Source organism: Sorangium sp. So ce363 (genome assembly GCF_051520435.1).
In the GTDB taxonomy this organism is placed as follows: domain Bacteria; phylum Myxococcota_A; class Polyangia; order Polyangiales; family Polyangiaceae; genus Sorangium; species Sorangium cellulosum_B.
The window spans coordinates 12,117,932-12,135,877 of the sequence record NZ_CP150333.1; the positions used below are offsets into that span (position 1 = coordinate 12,117,932).

10 protein-coding genes are annotated in these 17,946 nt (G+C 72.6%); 7 read left to right on the forward strand and 3 right to left on the reverse strand.

Annotation, left to right across the window (positions count from 1 at the left end):
* Nucleotides 1–68: 68 nt before the first annotated feature.
* Entirely contained in the window at nt 69–1,499 is a 1,431-nt protein-coding gene (locus WMF12_RS45535; RefSeq protein WP_437296514.1) for a helix-turn-helix domain-containing protein, read from the reverse strand.
* 210 nt (nt 1,500–1,709) lie between these two features.
* Here WMF12_RS45535 and aceB point away from each other — a divergent pair, with 210 nt between their 5' ends.
* The 6 genes from aceB (at nt 1,710) to WMF12_RS45565 (ending at nt 11,016) form a co-directional block, all read left to right on the forward strand.
* Nucleotides 1,710–3,332, forward strand: coding sequence for a malate synthase A (aceB, locus tag WMF12_RS45540; RefSeq protein WP_437855051.1), 1,623 nt, complete (start codon nt 1,710–1,712; stop codon nt 3,330–3,332).
* Nucleotides 3,333–3,407: 75 nt separating this feature from the next.
* Nucleotides 3,408–4,706 (forward strand): isocitrate lyase, encoded by a 1,299-nt coding sequence (gene aceA, locus WMF12_RS45545; RefSeq protein WP_437855053.1) that lies wholly within the window; start codon nt 3,408–3,410, stop codon nt 4,704–4,706.
* Between the two features lie 82 nt (nt 4,707–4,788).
* Nucleotides 4,789–5,799, forward strand: coding sequence for a hypothetical protein (locus WMF12_RS45550; protein ID WP_437855055.1), 1,011 nt, complete (start codon nt 4,789–4,791; stop codon nt 5,797–5,799).
* Complete coding sequence (locus WMF12_RS45555) at nt 5,799–6,029, forward strand: hypothetical protein (protein ID WP_437855057.1); 231 nt, start codon at nt 5,799–5,801, stop codon at nt 6,027–6,029. Before WMF12_RS45550 ends, WMF12_RS45555 begins: the two co-directional genes overlap by 1 nt.
* Nucleotides 6,030–6,322: 293 nt before the next feature.
* Nucleotides 6,323–7,057: a hypothetical protein gene (locus WMF12_RS45560; protein ID WP_437855059.1), complete on the forward strand. Its 735-nt coding sequence runs from the start codon at nt 6,323–6,325 to the stop codon at nt 7,055–7,057.
* An 11-nt stretch (nt 7,058–7,068) separates the two neighbouring features.
* Nucleotides 7,069–11,016, forward strand: a complete 3,948-nt coding sequence (locus WMF12_RS45565; protein WP_437855063.1) for a serine/threonine-protein kinase — start codon at nt 7,069–7,071, stop codon at nt 11,014–11,016.
* Between the two features lie 28 nt (nt 11,017–11,044).
* On the opposite strand, the gene WMF12_RS45570 is transcribed toward WMF12_RS45565, so the two are convergent.
* Nucleotides 11,045–15,319, reverse strand: a complete 4,275-nt coding sequence (locus WMF12_RS45570) for a serine/threonine-protein kinase (protein ID WP_437855067.1) — start codon at nt 15,317–15,319, stop codon at nt 11,045–11,047.
* Between the two features lie 7 nt (nt 15,320–15,326).
* The gene (locus WMF12_RS45575) at nt 15,327–16,055 is read right to left on the reverse strand and encodes a hypothetical protein (RefSeq protein ID WP_437855069.1); all 729 of its coding nucleotides are present in this window, start codon (nt 16,053–16,055) and stop codon (nt 15,327–15,329) included.
* A 293-nt stretch (nt 16,056–16,348) separates the two neighbouring features.
* Here WMF12_RS45575 and WMF12_RS45580 point away from each other — a divergent pair, with 293 nt between their 5' ends.
* Entirely contained in the window at nt 16,349–17,833 is a 1,485-nt protein-coding gene (locus WMF12_RS45580; RefSeq protein WP_437855071.1) for a serine/threonine protein kinase, read from the forward strand.
* The last annotated feature ends 113 nt before the right edge of the window (nt 17,834–17,946 follow it).

Here is a 17,946-nt window from a genome sequence, read left to right on the forward strand (position 1 = left end):
GCCGCCGGCGATCCCGCGCCGCGCGATGGCCGCCCCGGCGCGCGGCGCAGGGCGGCCGCGGCCTCGCCTCACTTGTCGACCGACGCGTAGAACGAGACGCCCCGCCGGTTCTCGTCGAGGCGGAGCGGGTGCTGCAGCGCCGGCAGCGCGCGCTGGGCGCAGTCGAGGCGCTCGCAGGTCCGGCACGTGACGCCGACGGGCACGGCCGCGCCGATGTTGTCCAGGTCGATCCCGTCGGCATAGACGAGCTCGCGGGCATAGCGGACGTCGCAGCCCATGCCGATCGACTGCACCGTGTGGGGGACGTGGTAGCCGCCGCGGTCGCTGCGCACGGTGCGCGCGATGCAGAAGTAGACGGCGCCGTCGGGCATCTGCGAGAGCTGGATCCGGATCATGCCGGGCGTCATCAGGGCGGCGTGGACGTTCCAGCGGGGACACGCGCCGCTGAACCGCGCGAACCGTATGCCGGAGCCGCTGAAGCGCTTCGAGATGTTGCCCGCGATGTCGATGCGGACCATGTGCATCGGCACCCCCTCGGCGCCCGGGCGGCGGAGCGTCGTCAACCGGTGACACACCTGCTCGAAGCTCGTGCCGAACCGGTGCGCGAGGAGCTCGATGTCGTAGCGCTCGGCGCGCGCCGCCTCCAGGAACGGCTGGTACGGCATGAGGATCGCGGCGGCGAAGTAGTTGGCCAGCGCGACGCGGGCGAGCGCGCGGGACTCCGGGGTCGTGAGGTTCTCGTCGCGCAGGATGCGGTCGATGGCCGTCGATTGCGTCAAGAGGCCGAGCTGGTGCGCGAGCTGGAACCTGCGGCTCCGGGGCGGCAGCACCTCGGAGATGCTCAGCACGCGCCTGTCGGGGTCGTATCGCCGCATCGCCTGGCGCTCGTCCGCGACCCGGACGATGCGCACCTCGATGCCGCGCGTCGCGTGGAGGTACCGGACGAGGCCGCGGTAGACGTCGTCCGCGTCGAGCTCCGCCTCACGCCAGAGCGCCTCGGCGCCTTCCTCGAGCTCCGCGAAATGGTTCATCCGGCGCTGGATGAGATCGCTGACCTCCTCGGACGGTAGCCGCGAGTTGTCGACCGCGACGAACCCGTCCCCCGCCAGCCGCTCTCCCAGCGTATCCAGCGATTCGCGCGTCGTCGCGTAGGTCCGGTAGAGCGTGAGCACCGCGCGCGCGACGTTCGGGGACGCCGCGACGAGCTCGCGCAGATCCGCGTTCGTCAGCCCGTGGCTCTCGAAGATGGGATCGCCGAACACCTCATGGAGATCGGCCGTGAGCCGGACGTCCTCTTCCGACGCGAAGTTCTGGAGGTCGAGCTGGAATATCTGGGCGAGCCGGATGAGCAGCGGCGCAGTCAGCGGACGCCGGTTGTTCTCTATCAAGTTCAGATAGCTCGCCGAGACACCGAGGCGCTCCGCCAGATCGACCTGCGTCATGTGCTCGCGACGCCGGAGCGCGCGGACCTTGGCTCCGAGAAGAGGTGCATCGGCCATGGGGACCCTCCCGACGTGACCAGGACAACCTGGATGAAATGTAGGCGCAGCTCGCCTGGTGGAAATTTACAATAGTTTACACGTTAACACGCTGTAAAGCCCTTTCGTCTACATCGTTATCCGCCTGCATTTCAGAGCGAAGTTGACGCTGAAACCTCGTCGACAAACATAGGTTGCTTGTAACGACGCGCAGCGTTGCAGGAGATGTGGATGAGCCAGAATCATGAGACCGCAAGCGTCCGCTTGCTCGCTCCTCGGGTCGGGGGCGACGAGTCCGTCCTCACGCCAGAGGCCCTTCGCTTCCTCTCCGGTCTTGGGCGCAAGTTCGCTGACCGGGTACCCGCCCTGCTCGCCCGGCGGCGCGCCGTGCAAGAGCGGCTGGACGCGGGCGAGCGGTTCGATTTTCTCCCCGAGACGCGGGATGTGCGCGGGGGCGACTGGACGGTGGCGCCGCTGCCCGAGGACCTCCTCGACCGGCGCGTGGAGATCACGGGTCCGGTCGATCCCAAGATGATCATCAACGCGCTGAACTCGGGCGCGAGCGTGTTCATGGCCGATTTCGAGGACGCCACGTCGCCCACGTGGAAGAACCTCATCGAGGGGCAAGCGGCGCTGAGGCTCGCGGCGCGGCGCGAGCTCCGTTACGAGGACCCGGCGACCGGCAAGCGTTACGCCCTCGGAGAGAGGGTGGCGACCCTGCTCGTGCGCCCGCGCGGCTGGCACCTCCCCGAGAAGCACGTCGAGCTCGACGGCAAGCCGCTGCCAGGCGGGCTCTTCGATTTCGGACTCTATTTCTTTCACAACGCGCGTGAGCTCGTCCGCCGCGGTACCGGGCCTTACTTCTATCTGCCGAAGATGGAGAGTCACCTGGAGGCGCGCCTCTGGAACGACATCTTCGTGTTCGCGCAAGAGGCGCTGGGCCTCCCCATCGGCACGATCAAGGCCACGGTCCTCATCGAGACGCTGCCCGCGGCGTTCGAGATGGACGAGATCCTCCACGAGCTCCGGCAGCACTCGGCCGGCCTCAACTGCGGTCGCTGGGACTACATCTTCAGCTTCATCAAGAAGCTCCGGAACGACCCCGCCTGCGTGATGCCGGACCGCTCGCAGGTGACGATGGAGCAGCATTTCCTGCGCTCGTACACGCAGCTGCTCGTGAAGACGTGCCACCGCCGCGGCGTCCACGCGATGGGCGGCATGGCGGCGCAGATCCCGATCAAGAGCGACCCCGAGGCGAACCGCGCGGCGCTCGACAAGGTGCGCGCCGACAAGCTGCGCGAGGTGAAGGACGGGCACGACGGCACCTGGGTCGCGCACCCGGGGCTCGTGCCGCTCGCGCGCGAGGTGTTCGACGCGCACATGCCCGCTGCGAACCAGATCGAGCGGAAGCGCGAGGACGTCCGCGTCTCGGCGGCCGACCTGCTGCGCGTCCCGGAGGGCGCGCGCACCGAGGCCGGCCTGCGCCATAACATCCGGGTCGGCGTCCAGTACCTCGAGGCGTGGATCAGCGGCCTCGGCTGCGTCCCGCTCTACAACCTGATGGAGGACGCGGCCACCGCGGAGATCTCCCGCACCCAGGTCTGGCAATGGATCCGCCACGGGGCGACGCTCGACGACGGCCTGCCGCTCACCGTGGAGCGCTTCCGCGCGGCGGTGGACAGCGAGATGGCCGCGCTCCGCGGCGCGCTCGGCCCGGCGCGCTTCGACGGCGGCCGCTTCGCCGAGGCGCGCGCGCTGTTCGAGCGGCTGTCGATCGGAGAGACCTTCGAGGAGTTCCTCACGCTGCCTGCTTACGAGCTCTTGATCTCCAGCGCCGGAGAGCGGCGCTCGTGACGCCCGGCGCGCTTCGTTTGACGTCGACACAGCGGCCGCTGCCGCCCCCAACCCCAACGCATTAGGAGCCCAGTCATGTCCGCTGCTTTCCCGCTGAACACGCCGATCTCCGCCGACTCCCTGCACGCGCCGCCGAGCGACACCGTCTCGGGCCGGTGGAGCGGCGTCGTCCGGCCGTACTCCGAGGCGGACGTCGCGCGCCTCCGCGGCACCGTCCGTATCGACTACACGCTCGCGACCCTCGGCGCCAAGCGGCTCTGGAACCTCATGCACTCCGAGCCCTACGTGGCGGCGCTCGGCGCCCTCACCGGCAACCAGGCGATGCAGCAGGTCCGGGCCGGGCTCAAGGCCATCTACCTGAGCGGGTGGCAGGTGGCGGCCGACAACAACGAGGCCGGGACCATGTACCCCGACCAGAGCCTGTATCCGGCGAACAGCGTCCCGACGCTCGTGCGCCGCATCAACCAGGCGCTCCTCCGCGCCGACCAGATCGAGAACGCCGAGGGCAAGGCGGGGCGCTACTGGCTCGCGCCCATCATGGCCGACGCGGAGGCGGGATTCGGCGGGCCGCTCAACGCGTTCGAGCTGATGAAGGCCATGATCGAGGCGGGCGCATCGGGCGTTCACTTCGAGGATCAGCTCGCCTCCGAGAAGAAGTGCGGGCACATGGGCGGCAAGGTCCTCGTCCCGACCAGCCAGTTCATCCGCACCCTGATCGCGGCCCGCCTCGCCAGCGACGTCATGGGCGTACCGACCGTCCTCGTGGCCCGCACGGACGCCGACAGCGCCAAGCTGATCACGTCCGACGTCGACCCGCGCGACAAGCCGTTCGTCACGGGCGAGCGCACGCCCGAGGGCTTCTTCGTGCTGAAGGGCGGCCTCGAGGCGGCCATCGCGCGCGGGCTCGCGTACGCGCCCTACGCGGACCTCGTCTGGTGCGAGACCTCGACGCCGGACCTCGATCAGGCGAAGCGCTTCGCGGAGGGGATCCACAAGCAGTTCCCGGGCAAGCTGCTCGCCTACAACTGCTCGCCTTCGTTCAACTGGAAGAAGCACCTCGACGACGCGACGATCGCCCGGTTCCAGCGCGAGCTCGGCGCGATGGGGTACAAGTTCCAGTTCGTGACCCTCGCCGGGTTCCACTCGCTGAACCACAGCATGTTCGAGCTCGCCCGCCAGTACCAGCGCCGGGGGATGGCGGCGTACTCCGAGCTCCAGCAGGCCGAGTTCGCCGGCGAGCAGTTCGGCTACAGCGCGACCCGCCACCAGCGCGAGGTCGGGACGGGCTACTTCGACGAGGTCGCCCAGGTGATCTCGGGCGGCGCTGCGTCCACGCTGGCCCTCCACGAGTCCACCGAGGCCGCCCAGTTCTGAGCGCCCGCGCGGGCGTGCGCCGTCCGTCGCGCACGCCCGCGCCTGTCCGCCGCGGCGCCGCCCGCCGCCGCCCTCCTGCCGTTTGAGTAGGCTCGGCGGCGGCTGGGGCGACAAGCTCTTCTTCGCGTCGGAGTACTTCGAGCGGCTTCACGCCCTCGCGGTGGAGCTCATCGAGCGCGACGACTTCCTCGAGGACCCCCCCAAGAAGTGGTTCCGGCTCGCGCCCGGGCAGCAGGTGCGGCTCGGCTACGCCGGGTTCAACACCTGTCGCGACGAGGTGAGAGACGAGGCCACAGGAGAGGTCGTCGAGCTCCGCTGCACGTACGATCGCCCCGCGAAGAGCGGCGAGGCGCCCGACGGCCGCAAGCCGAAGGGAACGTTGCACTGGGTCTCGGCCGCCCACGCGCTCACCGCCGAGGTCCGGCTCCACGACCGGCTCTTCGCGGCCGAGCGGCCCAACGGGGTCGAAGAGAGAAAGGATTTCCTGGAGAGCTTGAATCCTGGCTCGCTGGTTTTCCTGAGCGGGTGTCAGGTGGAACCGAGCCTGTCCACGGTCGAGAAGGGGAGCCATGTCCGGTTCGAGCGCCAGGGGTTCTTCTTCGTGGACCCCCTCGATTCCGCGCCCGGCGCGCCCGTCTTCAACCGCCCGGCGGCGCTCAAGGACTCGTGGTCGAGGCTCTCGGCCGAGAAGCCCGCTCGGGCCCCTGGGCCCGCGCCCGAGCGCCCGGCCGCGAAGGCGCCGCCGCCGGAGCCTCGGCGCGAGCGCGCGCCCTTCGAGGAGCGCCTCGCGCGGCTCGACCCGGCGCGGGCCGAGAGGGCCAGACACCTCATCGAACCACGTGGGATACCGGGCGATGACGCGGTGGTCCTGGCCGACGACGACGGCCTCCTCCGGCTCTTCGAGGAGACGGCCGCCGTGCACGACAACCCCCGGGGCGCCGCCAACTGGGTCATCCACTCGCTCGCCCGCGAGCTGAAGGACAGGAAGACAGGCGACCTCCCCGTCTCGGGCGCGCAGCTCGGCGAGCCCCTGGCGCTGATCGATGACGGGACGATTCCGGGAAGATTGCAAGAGATGTCCTCGCTGAGATAATGCAGCAGGGCGGTAGTCCGAAGGCGATCGTCGCGCGGCGAGGGCTCCGGCAGGTCGCCCTGGAGCGCGTCGTCGACCAGATCATCGCCGGCCATCCAGGCGAGGCTTCCCGCTTCCGCGCGGGGAATTCGAAGCGGATCGGGCTCTTCGTCGGTCAGGTCATGAAGGCTTCCGGCGGCAAGGCGAACCCCGACCTGGTCACTACGCTGCTGGCCAGGAAGCTGGCGTAAATCTCCCACCCACGCGCTGTTTCGCTTCCCCCCCGACGCGGGGTGCGCCCGAGTGCTGCGCTCTGCGTTATCCCACTCCCGGCACCTGACTAGGTGATGCGTGTCGTGGCGGTGTGCAGAAACATGTCCAGAAAAATGTCCATAAAATAATTGAACTTGATAGCTGGAGTGGTGTAGATCTGATTGGTACTATGGAATCTGCACGCCAGTTCGCTCTCCTCGCTTGCGTGGCTGTGTCGTTCTCGCAGGCCGCTTGTGTAGCGTCTGCCGAGCTCGATGGGGATGATGAGGGGGTGGCGGAGGTCCAGCAGGAGGTCATGATTCACAACGCGATGACGGCCAACGCGATGACGGCCAACGCGATGACGGCCAACGCGATGACGGCCAACGCGTTGGTCTCCAGCGCGTTGACCGCCAACGCGCTGGTCGCCGACGCGCTGACAAGGGATGCGCTCCGTGATCCAGAGTCGAGGGAGCTCCTCAGCTTCATTGTGAGCTGCGCTCTCCCCGAGGATGCCCGCCTCAACGTCAAGATTGATGGGGTCTCCTACAGCTTCGACGGGGATCTCGGCCTCGCGCCCGAGTGGGGCTCGAAGCGCGGCTCGTGCGATGAAGACTGCCAGGAGTGGGTCTCCGCGTGCCTGCTCGCGCGCGTGAACTACCGGGGCGAGCACGTCATGATCTCGCTCCGCGGAAAGCACGAAGCGCTCTCGTCCACGAAGCGGGAGCGGGCGAGCTACGACATCCCGGAGGCGACCTACTTCGGCAACGTCTTCCAGAAGCCGCAGCGCCGCTTCGCCTGCCTCGCGCCGGGCAAGAGGCAGATCCCGCGCGTCTGCGGGCCCTCGATTGACGACTGCCCGATCGATGTCGTGGGCGAATGTGAGGATGTGTGCGATGGGCCGAGATCGGACGGCAGTTTCTTGAACTGCCGCGATCGTGAGCCGCTCGACCTTCCGTGCGGCCCCCGCGTCTTTCCGCGCGGCACCGACCGCTACAAGGCTTCGGTCTCCGTCTTCCTCGAGTAGCATCGAGCCGTGTGGATTCCGGCGTAGTCCTCGCGAGCCGCTTCGTCGTCGAGCAGCAGGTCGCAGCAGGGGGGATGGGGACGGTCTATCGCGCGCACGACCGCCTCGACGCCCGCCCGGTCGCCATCAAGGTCCTGCACAGCCGCGAAGCATTCGACGTCGAGCGGTTCGAGCGCGAGTCGCAGATCCTCGCTGAGCTGAGCCACCCGGGGATCGTGCGGTACGTCGCGCACGGGCGAACCAGCGCCGGGGACCACTACCTCGCCATGGAGTGGCTGGAGGGCGAGGACCTGGCGGCGTGCCTCGCGCGTCGGCAGCTCGCGCTCGCCGAGAGCCTCGCGGTGCTGCGCAGGACGGCGGACGCGCTCGCCTTCGCGCACTCGCGCGGGATCATCCACCGCGACGTCAAGCCGAGCAACATCTTCCTCGTCGCCGGTGACGTCGGCCAGCTCAAGCTCGTCGACTTCGGGATCGCGCGCCCCGACGGGGAGTCGCGGCGGCTCACCTACACGGGCGGCATCCTCGGGACGCCGGGGTACATCGCGCCCGAGCAGATCGAGGGCGGGGGCGCGCTCGACGCGCGGGCGGACGTGTTCTCGCTCGCGTGCGTCTACTACGAGTGCGTCGCGGGCCGCCCGGCCTTCGAGGGGGCGCACGTCATGGCGGCGCTCGCCAAGCTCCTGTTCCAGCAGACGCCCCGGCTGCGCGACGTCCGCGCGGACGTCCCGGAGCCGCTGGAGCGCCTCATGGACCGGATGATGGCGAAGAACCCCGAGGATCGGCCGCGCGACTGCGGCGACGTCGGGGTCGAGCTCGCGCACATCGCGGAGGTGCTCGACGCTTGGGCCTCGCCGCGGCCCGCCACGCTGGCCTCCCCGCGCGACGCGACCATGCGCTCGGCGCGGCCCGATGGCTTCCTCACGCGCAGCGAGCAGCGGCTCGTGTCCCTCGTGCTCGCCGGCGAGCCGGACGACGTGCAGATGAGCGTCGCGGCGGCCGGCGGCGTGCCCAGCGCCTCGGACGTCTCGAGCGTGCTGCAGGAGCTCTCGAGCGAGGGCCCGGGCTCCGCGGTGCCGCGCTCGGAGGTGCGGGCCGCGGTGGAGCCCTACGGCGCCCACATCACGGAGATCTCGCGAGGTTCGCTCATCGCGATCCTCGCCGGCGCCGGGAGCGCCGTGGACCGGGCCGAGCGGGCGGCGCGGTGCGCGCTCGCGCTGCGCGCGCGGTTCCCCGGCATTCCGCTCGCCGTCGCCACGGGGCGCGGGGTGTCGTCGGCGAAGCTCATCGAGGGCGACGTCATCGACCGGGGGGTGCGCGCCCTGCGGGCCGCGCACGCCGGGGCGGTCCGGCTCGACGACGTGACGGCCAGCGTGGTCGGCGGCCGGCTCAAGGTGGAGACCGACGAGAACGGGCCGTTCCTTGCGACCGAGACGGCGGCCGACGAGAGCGTCCCCGTGCTCCTCGGCAAGCCGAGCGTCTGGGTCGGCCGCATCCGCGAGCTGTCCATGCTGGAGGGCGTGTTCTCCGGGTGCGTCAGCGAGTCGCTGGCGAGCGCGGTGCTCGTGATCGGCGCGGCGGGGTCCGGGAAGTCGAGGCTCCGCCTGGAGTTCCTCACCCGGGCGCGGCGCCAGTTCGGGTCGGTGGAGATCCTCTCCGGGCGGGCCGAGTCGATGGCCGCGGGGTCCCCGTTCGGCCTCATCGCCGACGCGATCCACAAGGCGGCGGGGATGCGCGAGGGCGAGCCCGTGGAGGCCCGGCGGCGCAAGCTGACGCGCCGGCTAGGGCGCCACCTGAGCGGCGAGGCGCTGAGCCGGATCGCGGCCTTCCTGGGCGAGCTCTCGCGGACGCCGTTCCCCGACGGCGAGACGAGCGGGCTGCGCGCGGCGCGCGACAACGCGATGCTCATGGCCGACGCGACGCGCGCGGCGTGGGAGGACTGGCTCGCCGCCGAGTGCGCGGCGCAGCCGGTGCTGCTCGTGCTCGAGGACCTGCACTTCGGCGATCCGGCGACCGTGCGCCTCATCGATCAGACGCTCCGGAACCTCCGGGACCTGCCGCTCATGCTGCTCGCGCTGGCCCGGCCCGAGGTGAGCAAGCAGTTCCCCGGGCTGTGGACCGACCGGGAGGTGCAGACGATCAAGCTCGGGCCGCTGCCCGCCAAGGCGAGCGAGCGCATGGTGCGGAGCGCGCTCGGCGAAGACACGCCCGCGGAGACGGTGGCCCGGGTCGTGGACCGGGCCGACGGCAACCCGTTCTACCTGGAGGAGCTCATCCGCGCGGTCGCGACGGGCAAGGGGGACGTGCTGCCCGACTCGGTGCTGGGCACGGTCGAGGCGCGGCTCGACGCCGAGGGGCACGAGGCGAAGCGCGTGCTGCGGGCCGCGAGCATCTTCGGCGACCGCTTCTCGAAGCTCGCGGTGGCGGCGCTGCTCGGCGGCGCGACGCGCGTGAAGGAGACCGAGACGTGGCTCGACGCGCTCGCGGCGCGGGAGCTCATCGCCCCGGTCTCGACGCCGGGGTGGCTCATCCCGACGGACTACGTGTTCCGCCACGCGATCGTGCGCGAGGCCGCGTACGCGATGCTCACGGAGCCGGACCGCGCCCTCGGCCACAAGCTGGCCGGCGAGTGGCTCGAGCGCAGCGGGCACACCGACGCGATGGCGCTCGCGGAGCACTTCCGTCGCGGCGGCGAGCCGGCGCGCGCGGTGCGGTGGTACCGGAGGGCCGCGGAGCAGGCGCTCGAGGCGAACGATCTGGCGAGCGCGCTCGCGCGCGCCGAGATGGGCGTCCAGTGCGGGGCGGCCGACGAGGAGCTCGGACGGCTGCGGCTCGTGGAGGCCGAGATCGGCCTGTGGCAGGGAGAGGCGGTGCTCGCCGCGCAGCGCGGCACCGAGGCGGCGAGCCTCGTCCGGACCGGCAGCTCGCCGTGGTTCCGCGCCATCGGGCAGGTGATCATCGCGGAGGGGAAGCTCGGTCACTTCGATCGCGTCGAGGCGTGGGCGACGCGGGCGGCCGAGGCGGCGGGCGCGATCAGCGCGCGGATCATGTGCCTGTGCGACGCCGCGACGTTCCTGAGCTTCGGCGGCCGCTACGCGGCGGCCGACGCGCTGATCCAGATGCTCGAGGCGGTCGCGAGCGAGCCCGCCGGGCTCGAGCCGCAGGCGGCGGGGCTCTACCAGCAGGCGCGTGCGGTCCGGGCGCAGACGAGGGGCGACACCGGGGCCGCGCTGAGCGGGTTCACGGCGGCGAGCGCGGCGTTCGAGCAGGCCGGCGACCGCCGGAACGCCTGCGCGGCGCGCTCGAACCTGGGCTTCTTGTACGGTGAGCTCGGCGACTTCGAGGTGGCCGAGTCGGAGCTCCGGACGGCGCTCGCCGCGGCGCAGCGCATGGGCCTCGACGACCTGGAGACGGCCGCGCTCCAGAACCTCGGCTACGTCATCGCCCACCTGGGGCAGCTCGAGGAGGCGAAGCTCCTCGAGCAGCGCGCCGCCGCGACGTTCCAGCAGCAGGGCGACCGGCGCATGGAGGGCGTGACGCTGACGTACATGGCGAAGATCATGCTCCTGTCGGGCGATCCCGTGGCCGCCGAGCGCGAGGCGCGCGCCGCGGTCGAGGCGCTGGTGGTGGCGCCTCCGCTCCGCGCCGCCGCCGTGGCGGTGCTCTCGCGCGCGCTGCTCGCGCAGGGCCGCCCGGAAGAGGCGCTGCCGGCCGCGCGCGAGGCGTTCGTGCAGCTCGAGGAGGCGGGCTCGCTCGAGGAGGGCGAGTCGCTGGTGCGGCTCGCCTACGCCGAGGCGCTCGCGGCGGCGGGCGCCGCGCGCGAGGCGGCGGAGGCGCTCGCCGTCGCGCGCCAGCACCTGCTCGACCGCGCGGCGAAGATCAGCGACGCGGCCTGGCGGGAGCGGTTCTTGACGTGCGTACCCGACAACGCGAAGACCCTCGCGCTCGCCGCCGCCGAGTGACACTTCACGGGGCGGCGGCGCGGTTTGCCTACGCCGGCTGCGTCGGCTGATCCAGGGCGGCCTCCGCCGCTTCGCGCTCGGCGATGGCGGCGGCGTGGCGGCGCAGCCGGTCGCCCATCACGTTCGGGATGCGCTCCGCGGCCTCGAGCGCGGCCGAGAGCGCGCCGCGCGCGGCGGCGAGCCGGCCGCGGCGCAGCGCGGTCACCGCGCGGATCTCGAGGACCTCGATGTGCTCCTGGCCCACGGAGCTCTGGGCCGAGCGGTCCACGAGGGCGTCCCACGCTGCGTCGTCCGCGGCGCCCCTGTCCTGCGTGGCCAGATCGATCATGGCGCAGAGCACCTCCTCCGAGGGGACCATCAGCGCGTCGGCCTGGCCCTCGGCGCGGGCGCGCTCCTGCATCTCGCGCATCTGCTCGAACAGCGCGCGCGCCTCGGCCTGCTCGCCGCAAAAGAAGAGGAACCGGGTCTTGAGGAGCAGGGCGACAGGCCGGCACGCCCCGCAGAACCGGTGCCGCTCGATCTCGAGCGCGCGATCGATGTGCGGCCCCGCCGCCGCGAGGTCGTCCATGAGGTAGAGGTACTCGCCGAGGTTGTACTCGCCGACCCGCTCCAGCGCGCCCTGGCCGAGGTCGCGCGCGAGCGCGAGCACCCGCTCGAGGTCGGCGATCATCCGGGCCTTGTCGCCGCGGCACGCCCAGAGGAGCGCGCGGTTGTTCGTCACGACGCAGAGGTGCAGCGTGTCGTGGTGCGCCTCGCAGAGCGCGATCGCGCGGCCGAGCGCGTCCTCGGCGTCGTCGAGCCGGCCGAGCCCCTGGAGGACGAAGCCGAGCATGAGCAGCGAGATGACGAGCGTCTCGTACCCTTCGTCGCCGAGCGAGGCGGCCGACTCCGCCGCGCGCTCGAGCGCGGCGGTCGCCTCTTCCTCCCGGCTGAAGCGGTGGAGCGTGCGCCCGGCGCCGAGCGCGAGGCGCGCGGTGAGCGCCGGCGACAGCGTGATCTCGTCGGCGAGCACGCCCGCCTCCTCGACGCGCTCCTCGGAGCTCTTGAACTCGTCCATCCAGTCGAGCGCCGTGGCCTCGTCGAGCAGGATGTCGATCTGCGCCCGGATGTCGCCGCGCGCCCGCGCGATGGCCCGCGCGCTGGCGAAATCGGCGAGCGCGTCGTGGTAGCGGCCCAGGCGGTAGCGCATGAGGCCGCGGCCCCGGTGCGCGGCCGCGCGGTCGGGGCGCACCCCGCCCGGCGCGCGGCGGCTGGGCGGGCCTCCGCCCGGGGCCGTCGGCTCGATCGGCTGCTCCAGGGCGCGGGTGTAGAGCGTCTCCGCGTCGAGGTAGGCGTGCCGGGCGCGCGCGCGCTCCGCCAGGGTGAGGTAGGCGATCTCCGCGATCTCGCCGAGGCCCGCCTGGGCGGCGTGGTACGCGAACGGGATGAGGCGCGCGTCCTTGAGGTGCGGCGCGTCGCGCTCGCCGGCCTCGTCGCTCGCGGCGTCGCGGTGCAGCTTGAAGGCCGCGAGGTGGACGCGCCGGCGGAGCGGCTCGGGCGCGCCGCGGGCCACCGCCTCGCGGACCAGCGCGTGGCGGAAGCCGATGCGGCCCCGCCGGTCCTGGACGAGGAGGCCCGCGGCGATCAGGCGCTTCACGGCGACCGCGGCGTCGAGCGGCAGGTCGTCGGCCTCGCCGTGCTCGTCGAGCCGGTGGAGCACGCCGGCCACCTCGGCGACCGCGACGTCGGGGCCGAGCAGCGCGATGAGCCGCGCGTGCGCCTGCAGCGCGGGCGGGAGCGCGTCGATCTCGCCGAGGGCCAGCCAGTCGAGGAGCGGCATGTCGGGGAGCCGATCGAGCTCGTCGGTGGCGAGGTACCACGCGTCGCCCCGCGGGTGCCGGCGCACGACGCCCCCCCGCTTGAGGCCGCGCACGAGCTCGATGAGGAGGAGCGGGACGCCCTGCGCGCGCTCGACGAGGTGCGCGACCGCGGGCTCGGGCACGTCCTCCGCGGGCAGGAGCAGCCGCCGGCACAGGGCGATCGCGCTCTCGCGGTCGAGCGCCTCGAGCCGGTAGGTCTCGCGGCGCGCGGCGCGCTCGCCGAAGGAGGGGCGCGCGCTCTCGAAGCTCGGCCGCCCGAACGCGCAGATGAAGAGCGGCGCCTGCGCCTCGGCGAGCGCCGCGTACTCGAGCGCGGCGAGCGCCGCGTCGTCGGCCACGTGCGCGTCGTCGAGCACCACGAAGAGCGGCGTCCGGCGCGATCGCCGGCGGAGGGCCTCGCCGGCGGCCACGGAGAGCGCGGCGCGGAGCGCGCCGGGCGCCGCGGAGAGCGCGCGGAGCTCCGGGTAGCGCTCCTCGGCGAGCGGGTCGTCGCTGATCCAGCCGAGCGCGAGCGCCACGGCGGCCCCGAGCCGCGCCTGCTGCGCGCCCGCGAGGCGGCGCCGGAGGAGCGCGCTGCCGCCGTCCGCCGGAGGGGACGACGGCAGCGCGAGCGCCCGCTGCAGGATCTCCCGGACGACGCGATCGGCCCCGCCCGCGACCGGCTCGCCGGTCCGGAGCTCGATCACCTCGGCGCGCCCCTCGAGCGCGCGCAGCCGCTGCGCGAGCGCGCCGGCGAGGCGGCTCTTGCCGTGGCCGGCCACGCCGATGACGCTGGCGATGGTGGGCGTCGCGGTCGCCACGGCGTCGCGCGCGCCCGCGACCAGCGCGTCGAGCACGTCGCTCCGGCCGAACAGCGGCTGGGAGCTCGAGTCGAACGCGGTGTCGGCGTCGGGCTGGGCGGCGGCCAGCCCGGGCCGGGCGGAGGTCGGTCCTGGCGGGGGGAGGCCGTCGCCCTGGGCCTGGGAGGCGTCGTCGCCGAGCGCCGCCGCGGCCGCCGGCGACAGGGTGAGGCCCAGAGGGCCGCCCGCCGCGAGCCGGTCCGCCCGGTGGAAGAGCGGGCTCAGGAACCGCCGCGTGCCGTCGGGCCGCGGCTGGACGGACACGGTCGCGAGGTCGAGCAGCCCGCGGGAGAGGACGCGCTGCTGCTCGAGCTCGCGGCCGGCGTGCACCGCGCGGCGCAGCGGGCTCGCGCCGTCCGCGTGATCGAAGACGGCGACGAAGCGGCCGCCCGCGGCGTGGGCGAGCTCGCCGCCCAGCGCGCTGAGCCTCCGCTGGAGGGCCACGACGTCGAGCTCGGCCTCGAAGAAGAGGAGCGCAACGGCGCGCCGCTCGACGCTGCGGGCGCTCGGCGGCGGCGGATCGGTGGTGGGGCCCCTGAGGCGCGAGGGGCGGCGCTCCTGGCCGCGCTCGAAGCTCTCCAGGGCGGCGATGAGCGCCGCGGCGCTCGCGAAGCGCTGGCCCCTGTCCTTCGCGAGGCACCGGAGCACGATCTCCTCGAGCGAGCGCGAGATCGGCGCGATCTGGGAGGGCCGCGGGGGGCGGCGGCTGAGGTGGTCCTGCCGCACCAGGGCGGGAGGTCCCCAGAAGGGCGGCTTGCCGGTGAGCAGCTCGAACAGCACGGCGCCGAGGGCGTACACGTCCGCGCGCGCGTCGACGTCGTCGCGGCCGTCGCACTGCTCGGGGGCCATGTACTCGGCGGTGCCGGGCGCGTCGCTGTCGGCGGTGAGGCGGGGCGACGGCTCGCGGTGCCCCGCGGCGAGGCCGAGATCGATGATGGTGGCGCGGTGCCCGCCGTCCCCGGCGCGCGCGGCGAGCGGCGCGCCGGAGACGAAGATGTTCTCCGGCTTGACGTCGCGGTGCACGTAGCCGCGCGCGTGGATCGCCTCGAGGGCCCGGAGCGCGGAGCGCGCGAGGGCGCACGCCTCGCGCGCCGGCATCGGCCCGGCGACCCCGCGCGCCACGAGGCGGTCGGCGAGCGTGGGGCCGTCGAGGTACTCCATGACGAAGTACGGCGCGCCCGAGGCGAGCTGGCCGCACCCGTAGACGGCGGGCACGTGGGGCGGCCCGACGTCGTAGAGGGCCCGCATCTCCTTGACGAGGCGCGCGCTCGCGTCCGGCTGGTCGGCGCGCGCGACCTTGATCGCCACGGTCGGCCCGCCCTCCTCGGGCTCGGCCGCGAACACGGCCCCGAACCCGCCTGCGCCGGCGAGCCGGACGCCCCGGTAGCCTTCGATGCTGGGCGGAGCGGTCGCGCTGAGCCAGCTGCCGCTGGACTCGTCCGCGCCGCCGGGCGCGCCGGGCTCCGGGCTGGCCTGCCGCACCACGGGGCCGTGCTCCGGACACCCCGGATCCGCGTGCGCGACGCGCCTGCCGCACTCCTTGCACCGCGCGGTGGGCGCCCCGGAGCGAGCCGCGCTTCCGCCTCGACGAGCATCGGGCAACATGGGGGCCTCATGGCAGGAACGTCGTAATCACCGCGGGCCACGACTCGCCCCGATCGTCGGTGCAGCTCGGGCGATAGCCGTCGGCCGCGCCGAGCGCGTCACACGCGAGATCGCATGAGCCCACGATGTGAATGTTCGGGCATTCTCGGACGCCCCCTCCGGGCTCGGGGAGCCCCGCGGCGCAGTCCCTGCTGAGGGCCCGAGAGCTCTCCACGTTGGATTCGTTGTAGCAGGCATAGAGGCGGGGCGGGGTCGCGAACAGATCGCCCCAGAACGCGCCTTCCTCCATCGGATACGACTCGACCTCGCTCGCGTCCGGGTGCCTGAGGGCGAGGTGCGCCGCGCGCGACGAGATCATCACGGAGACGCCGGCCCGGTTGGCGCGCGACGCCACGCAGGCCGAGACCCACTGCTCCCGGGACTCGCTCAGCGGCGCGATGGCCCAGCTCGCCGCGAGCCCGAGGTAACCCGGGTAGACCTCCTCGCGCAGCTCGCCGCGCTCGTCGCGCCACGAGAACCTGAACGATTGCGACGGGGTCAGCGCGCAGCCGACGATGTATTGAAGGAGCTGCCTGGACATCGCGCCGAGCTCCCCTGGGCGGGTGATGGCGGCGCGGACCGCCGCCGAGAGGGCGTTCGAGGCGAGTCTGTTCGGGGCGAGCGCAATCGGGTCGAGGGCGTTCGGGTTGAGGGCGTTCGGGTTGAGGGCGTTCGGGTTCAGCGCGTTGTGATTCACGAGCGCACTTGAGACCTCGTCGACCGACCCCCACTCCGCGGGAAATCCGTCGCTGCCACCGCAGCACGGCACTGAAGCCAACAGAAATGTGTGTGCGCACAGAGCTCGGATTCGCCTCTTCATCTGTCCCCCTCCGCGCCCGTTCTGCTAGCAGATGGAATAGGCTACCGTAAGGATAACGATGGATTTACTGTACCACTTGGCGAAGCGGCGTGTAGCGCCAACCCGGCCGTCTGGCGCGGAGAAAATCCTCGCTCGGGTGAGTCCTTAGTCGCATCGGGGGGGTTATGACGATGGATGCTTTGGCGACACGAGATAACGAGACGCGGGCATTTTCACTGGAGGAGAGGTCCTTTTCCCGAGGCGAGCTGCCGTGCGGCACGCGGGCGGGTGAGTACACCGTTGTGTCGCCCATCGCCCGGGGCGGATGTGGGGCCGTGTACGAGGCCATTCACCTCCGGACCGGCGAGCGCGTGGCGATGAAGGTGCTCCACGGGACGCTCGCCGCGTCGCCGAAGATGGTGAAGCGCTTCCTGCGCGAGATCGAGGTGGTGCGGCTGCTCAATCACCCCGGGATCGTCGAGATTCATGACGCCGGCGAGCTCGCGGACGGCCGGCCATTTTATGTGATGGAGCACCTCGACGGGGTGACGCTCGACGTGCTCCTCCGGCAGGAGGGGCGGCTCTCGCCGGAGCAGGCGCTCGAGCTGCTCGAGCCGGTCTGCTCGGCGCTCGACGCGGCGCACGCGGCCGGGATCATCCATCGCGACGTGAAGGGCAGCAACATCTTCGTCTCGCGGGGCGCCCCGCGGGCGGTCAAGCTCCTCGATTTCGGGATCGCCAAGCTGATGGAGCCGGACGAGGGGGCGAGCGGCTTCACCACGGCGGGGAGGGCGCCCGGCACCCTCACGATCATGGCGCCCGAGCAGATCCTCGGCGGCGTCCTCGACGCGCGCGTGGACGTGTATGCGCTCGGCGTCCTGCTGCACAGGCTCCTCACGGGCAAGCTCCCGTTCTACTCGCCGGACGCGACCGAGCTGCTCCGGCAGCACCTGGAGGAGCCCGCGCCGCGCCCGAGCCGGCGGACCCCGCTGCCGCCCGCGCTCGACGCGGTGGTGCTGCGCTGCATGGAGAAGCAGCCGGAGCACCGCTATCCTTCGGTGAAGAGCTTCCTCCACACGCTGCGCGAGGCGGTCGGCGAGCCGACGTCGGGGCGGAGCAGCATGCCGGAGCTCCAGACCGACGCGATCGCGATCTACCTCGATCTCCGGGTGCGCACCGACGCCGACGATCTCGACGACGCGCTCGCCGAGGAGCTCGGCCTCGTGCTCGACCTCGCGGAGGAGCGCCTCCGGGACGCCGGGCTCACGCTGGTCTCGGTGACCGGCAGCGAGATCCTCGCCGTGCGCCTCCTCTCCAGCGAGCTGCGGGAGTCGCTGCTGGAGCGCGCGGCGGTGATCGAGATCGCCGCCTCGCTCCACGAGGAGATCGCGCTGAGGAGCGGCCCGGACACGCGCGTGCACACGAACCTGTGCCTGCACGCCGGGCAGGTCGTGGTGCGCTCGGCGAACCACCCGGAGATCATCGGCGGCGACCTGGCCCGGGTCGGGGCGTGGGCGCCCGTCGACGCGGTGCACGCGCTCTGCGCGACGGAGGCGGCGGTCCGCGGGATCGGCGGACTCGAGCTCTCCGCGGGGCCGCCCGGGCTCCTGCTGATCGGCGAGCTCTCCGGGCACTGCTCCTCGCCGGCGCCGACGCTGCGGTGCCGCGCGCTCTGACGCGGAGGGCGCGCGGCCGGCGTCGGCCCTTCAGCGATGCGCGCGCCGCGCCCCCGCGACGCGCGACGTCAGGTGGGCGACGGGCGCGCGCTCGGCGTGGACCCCCTGGCCGA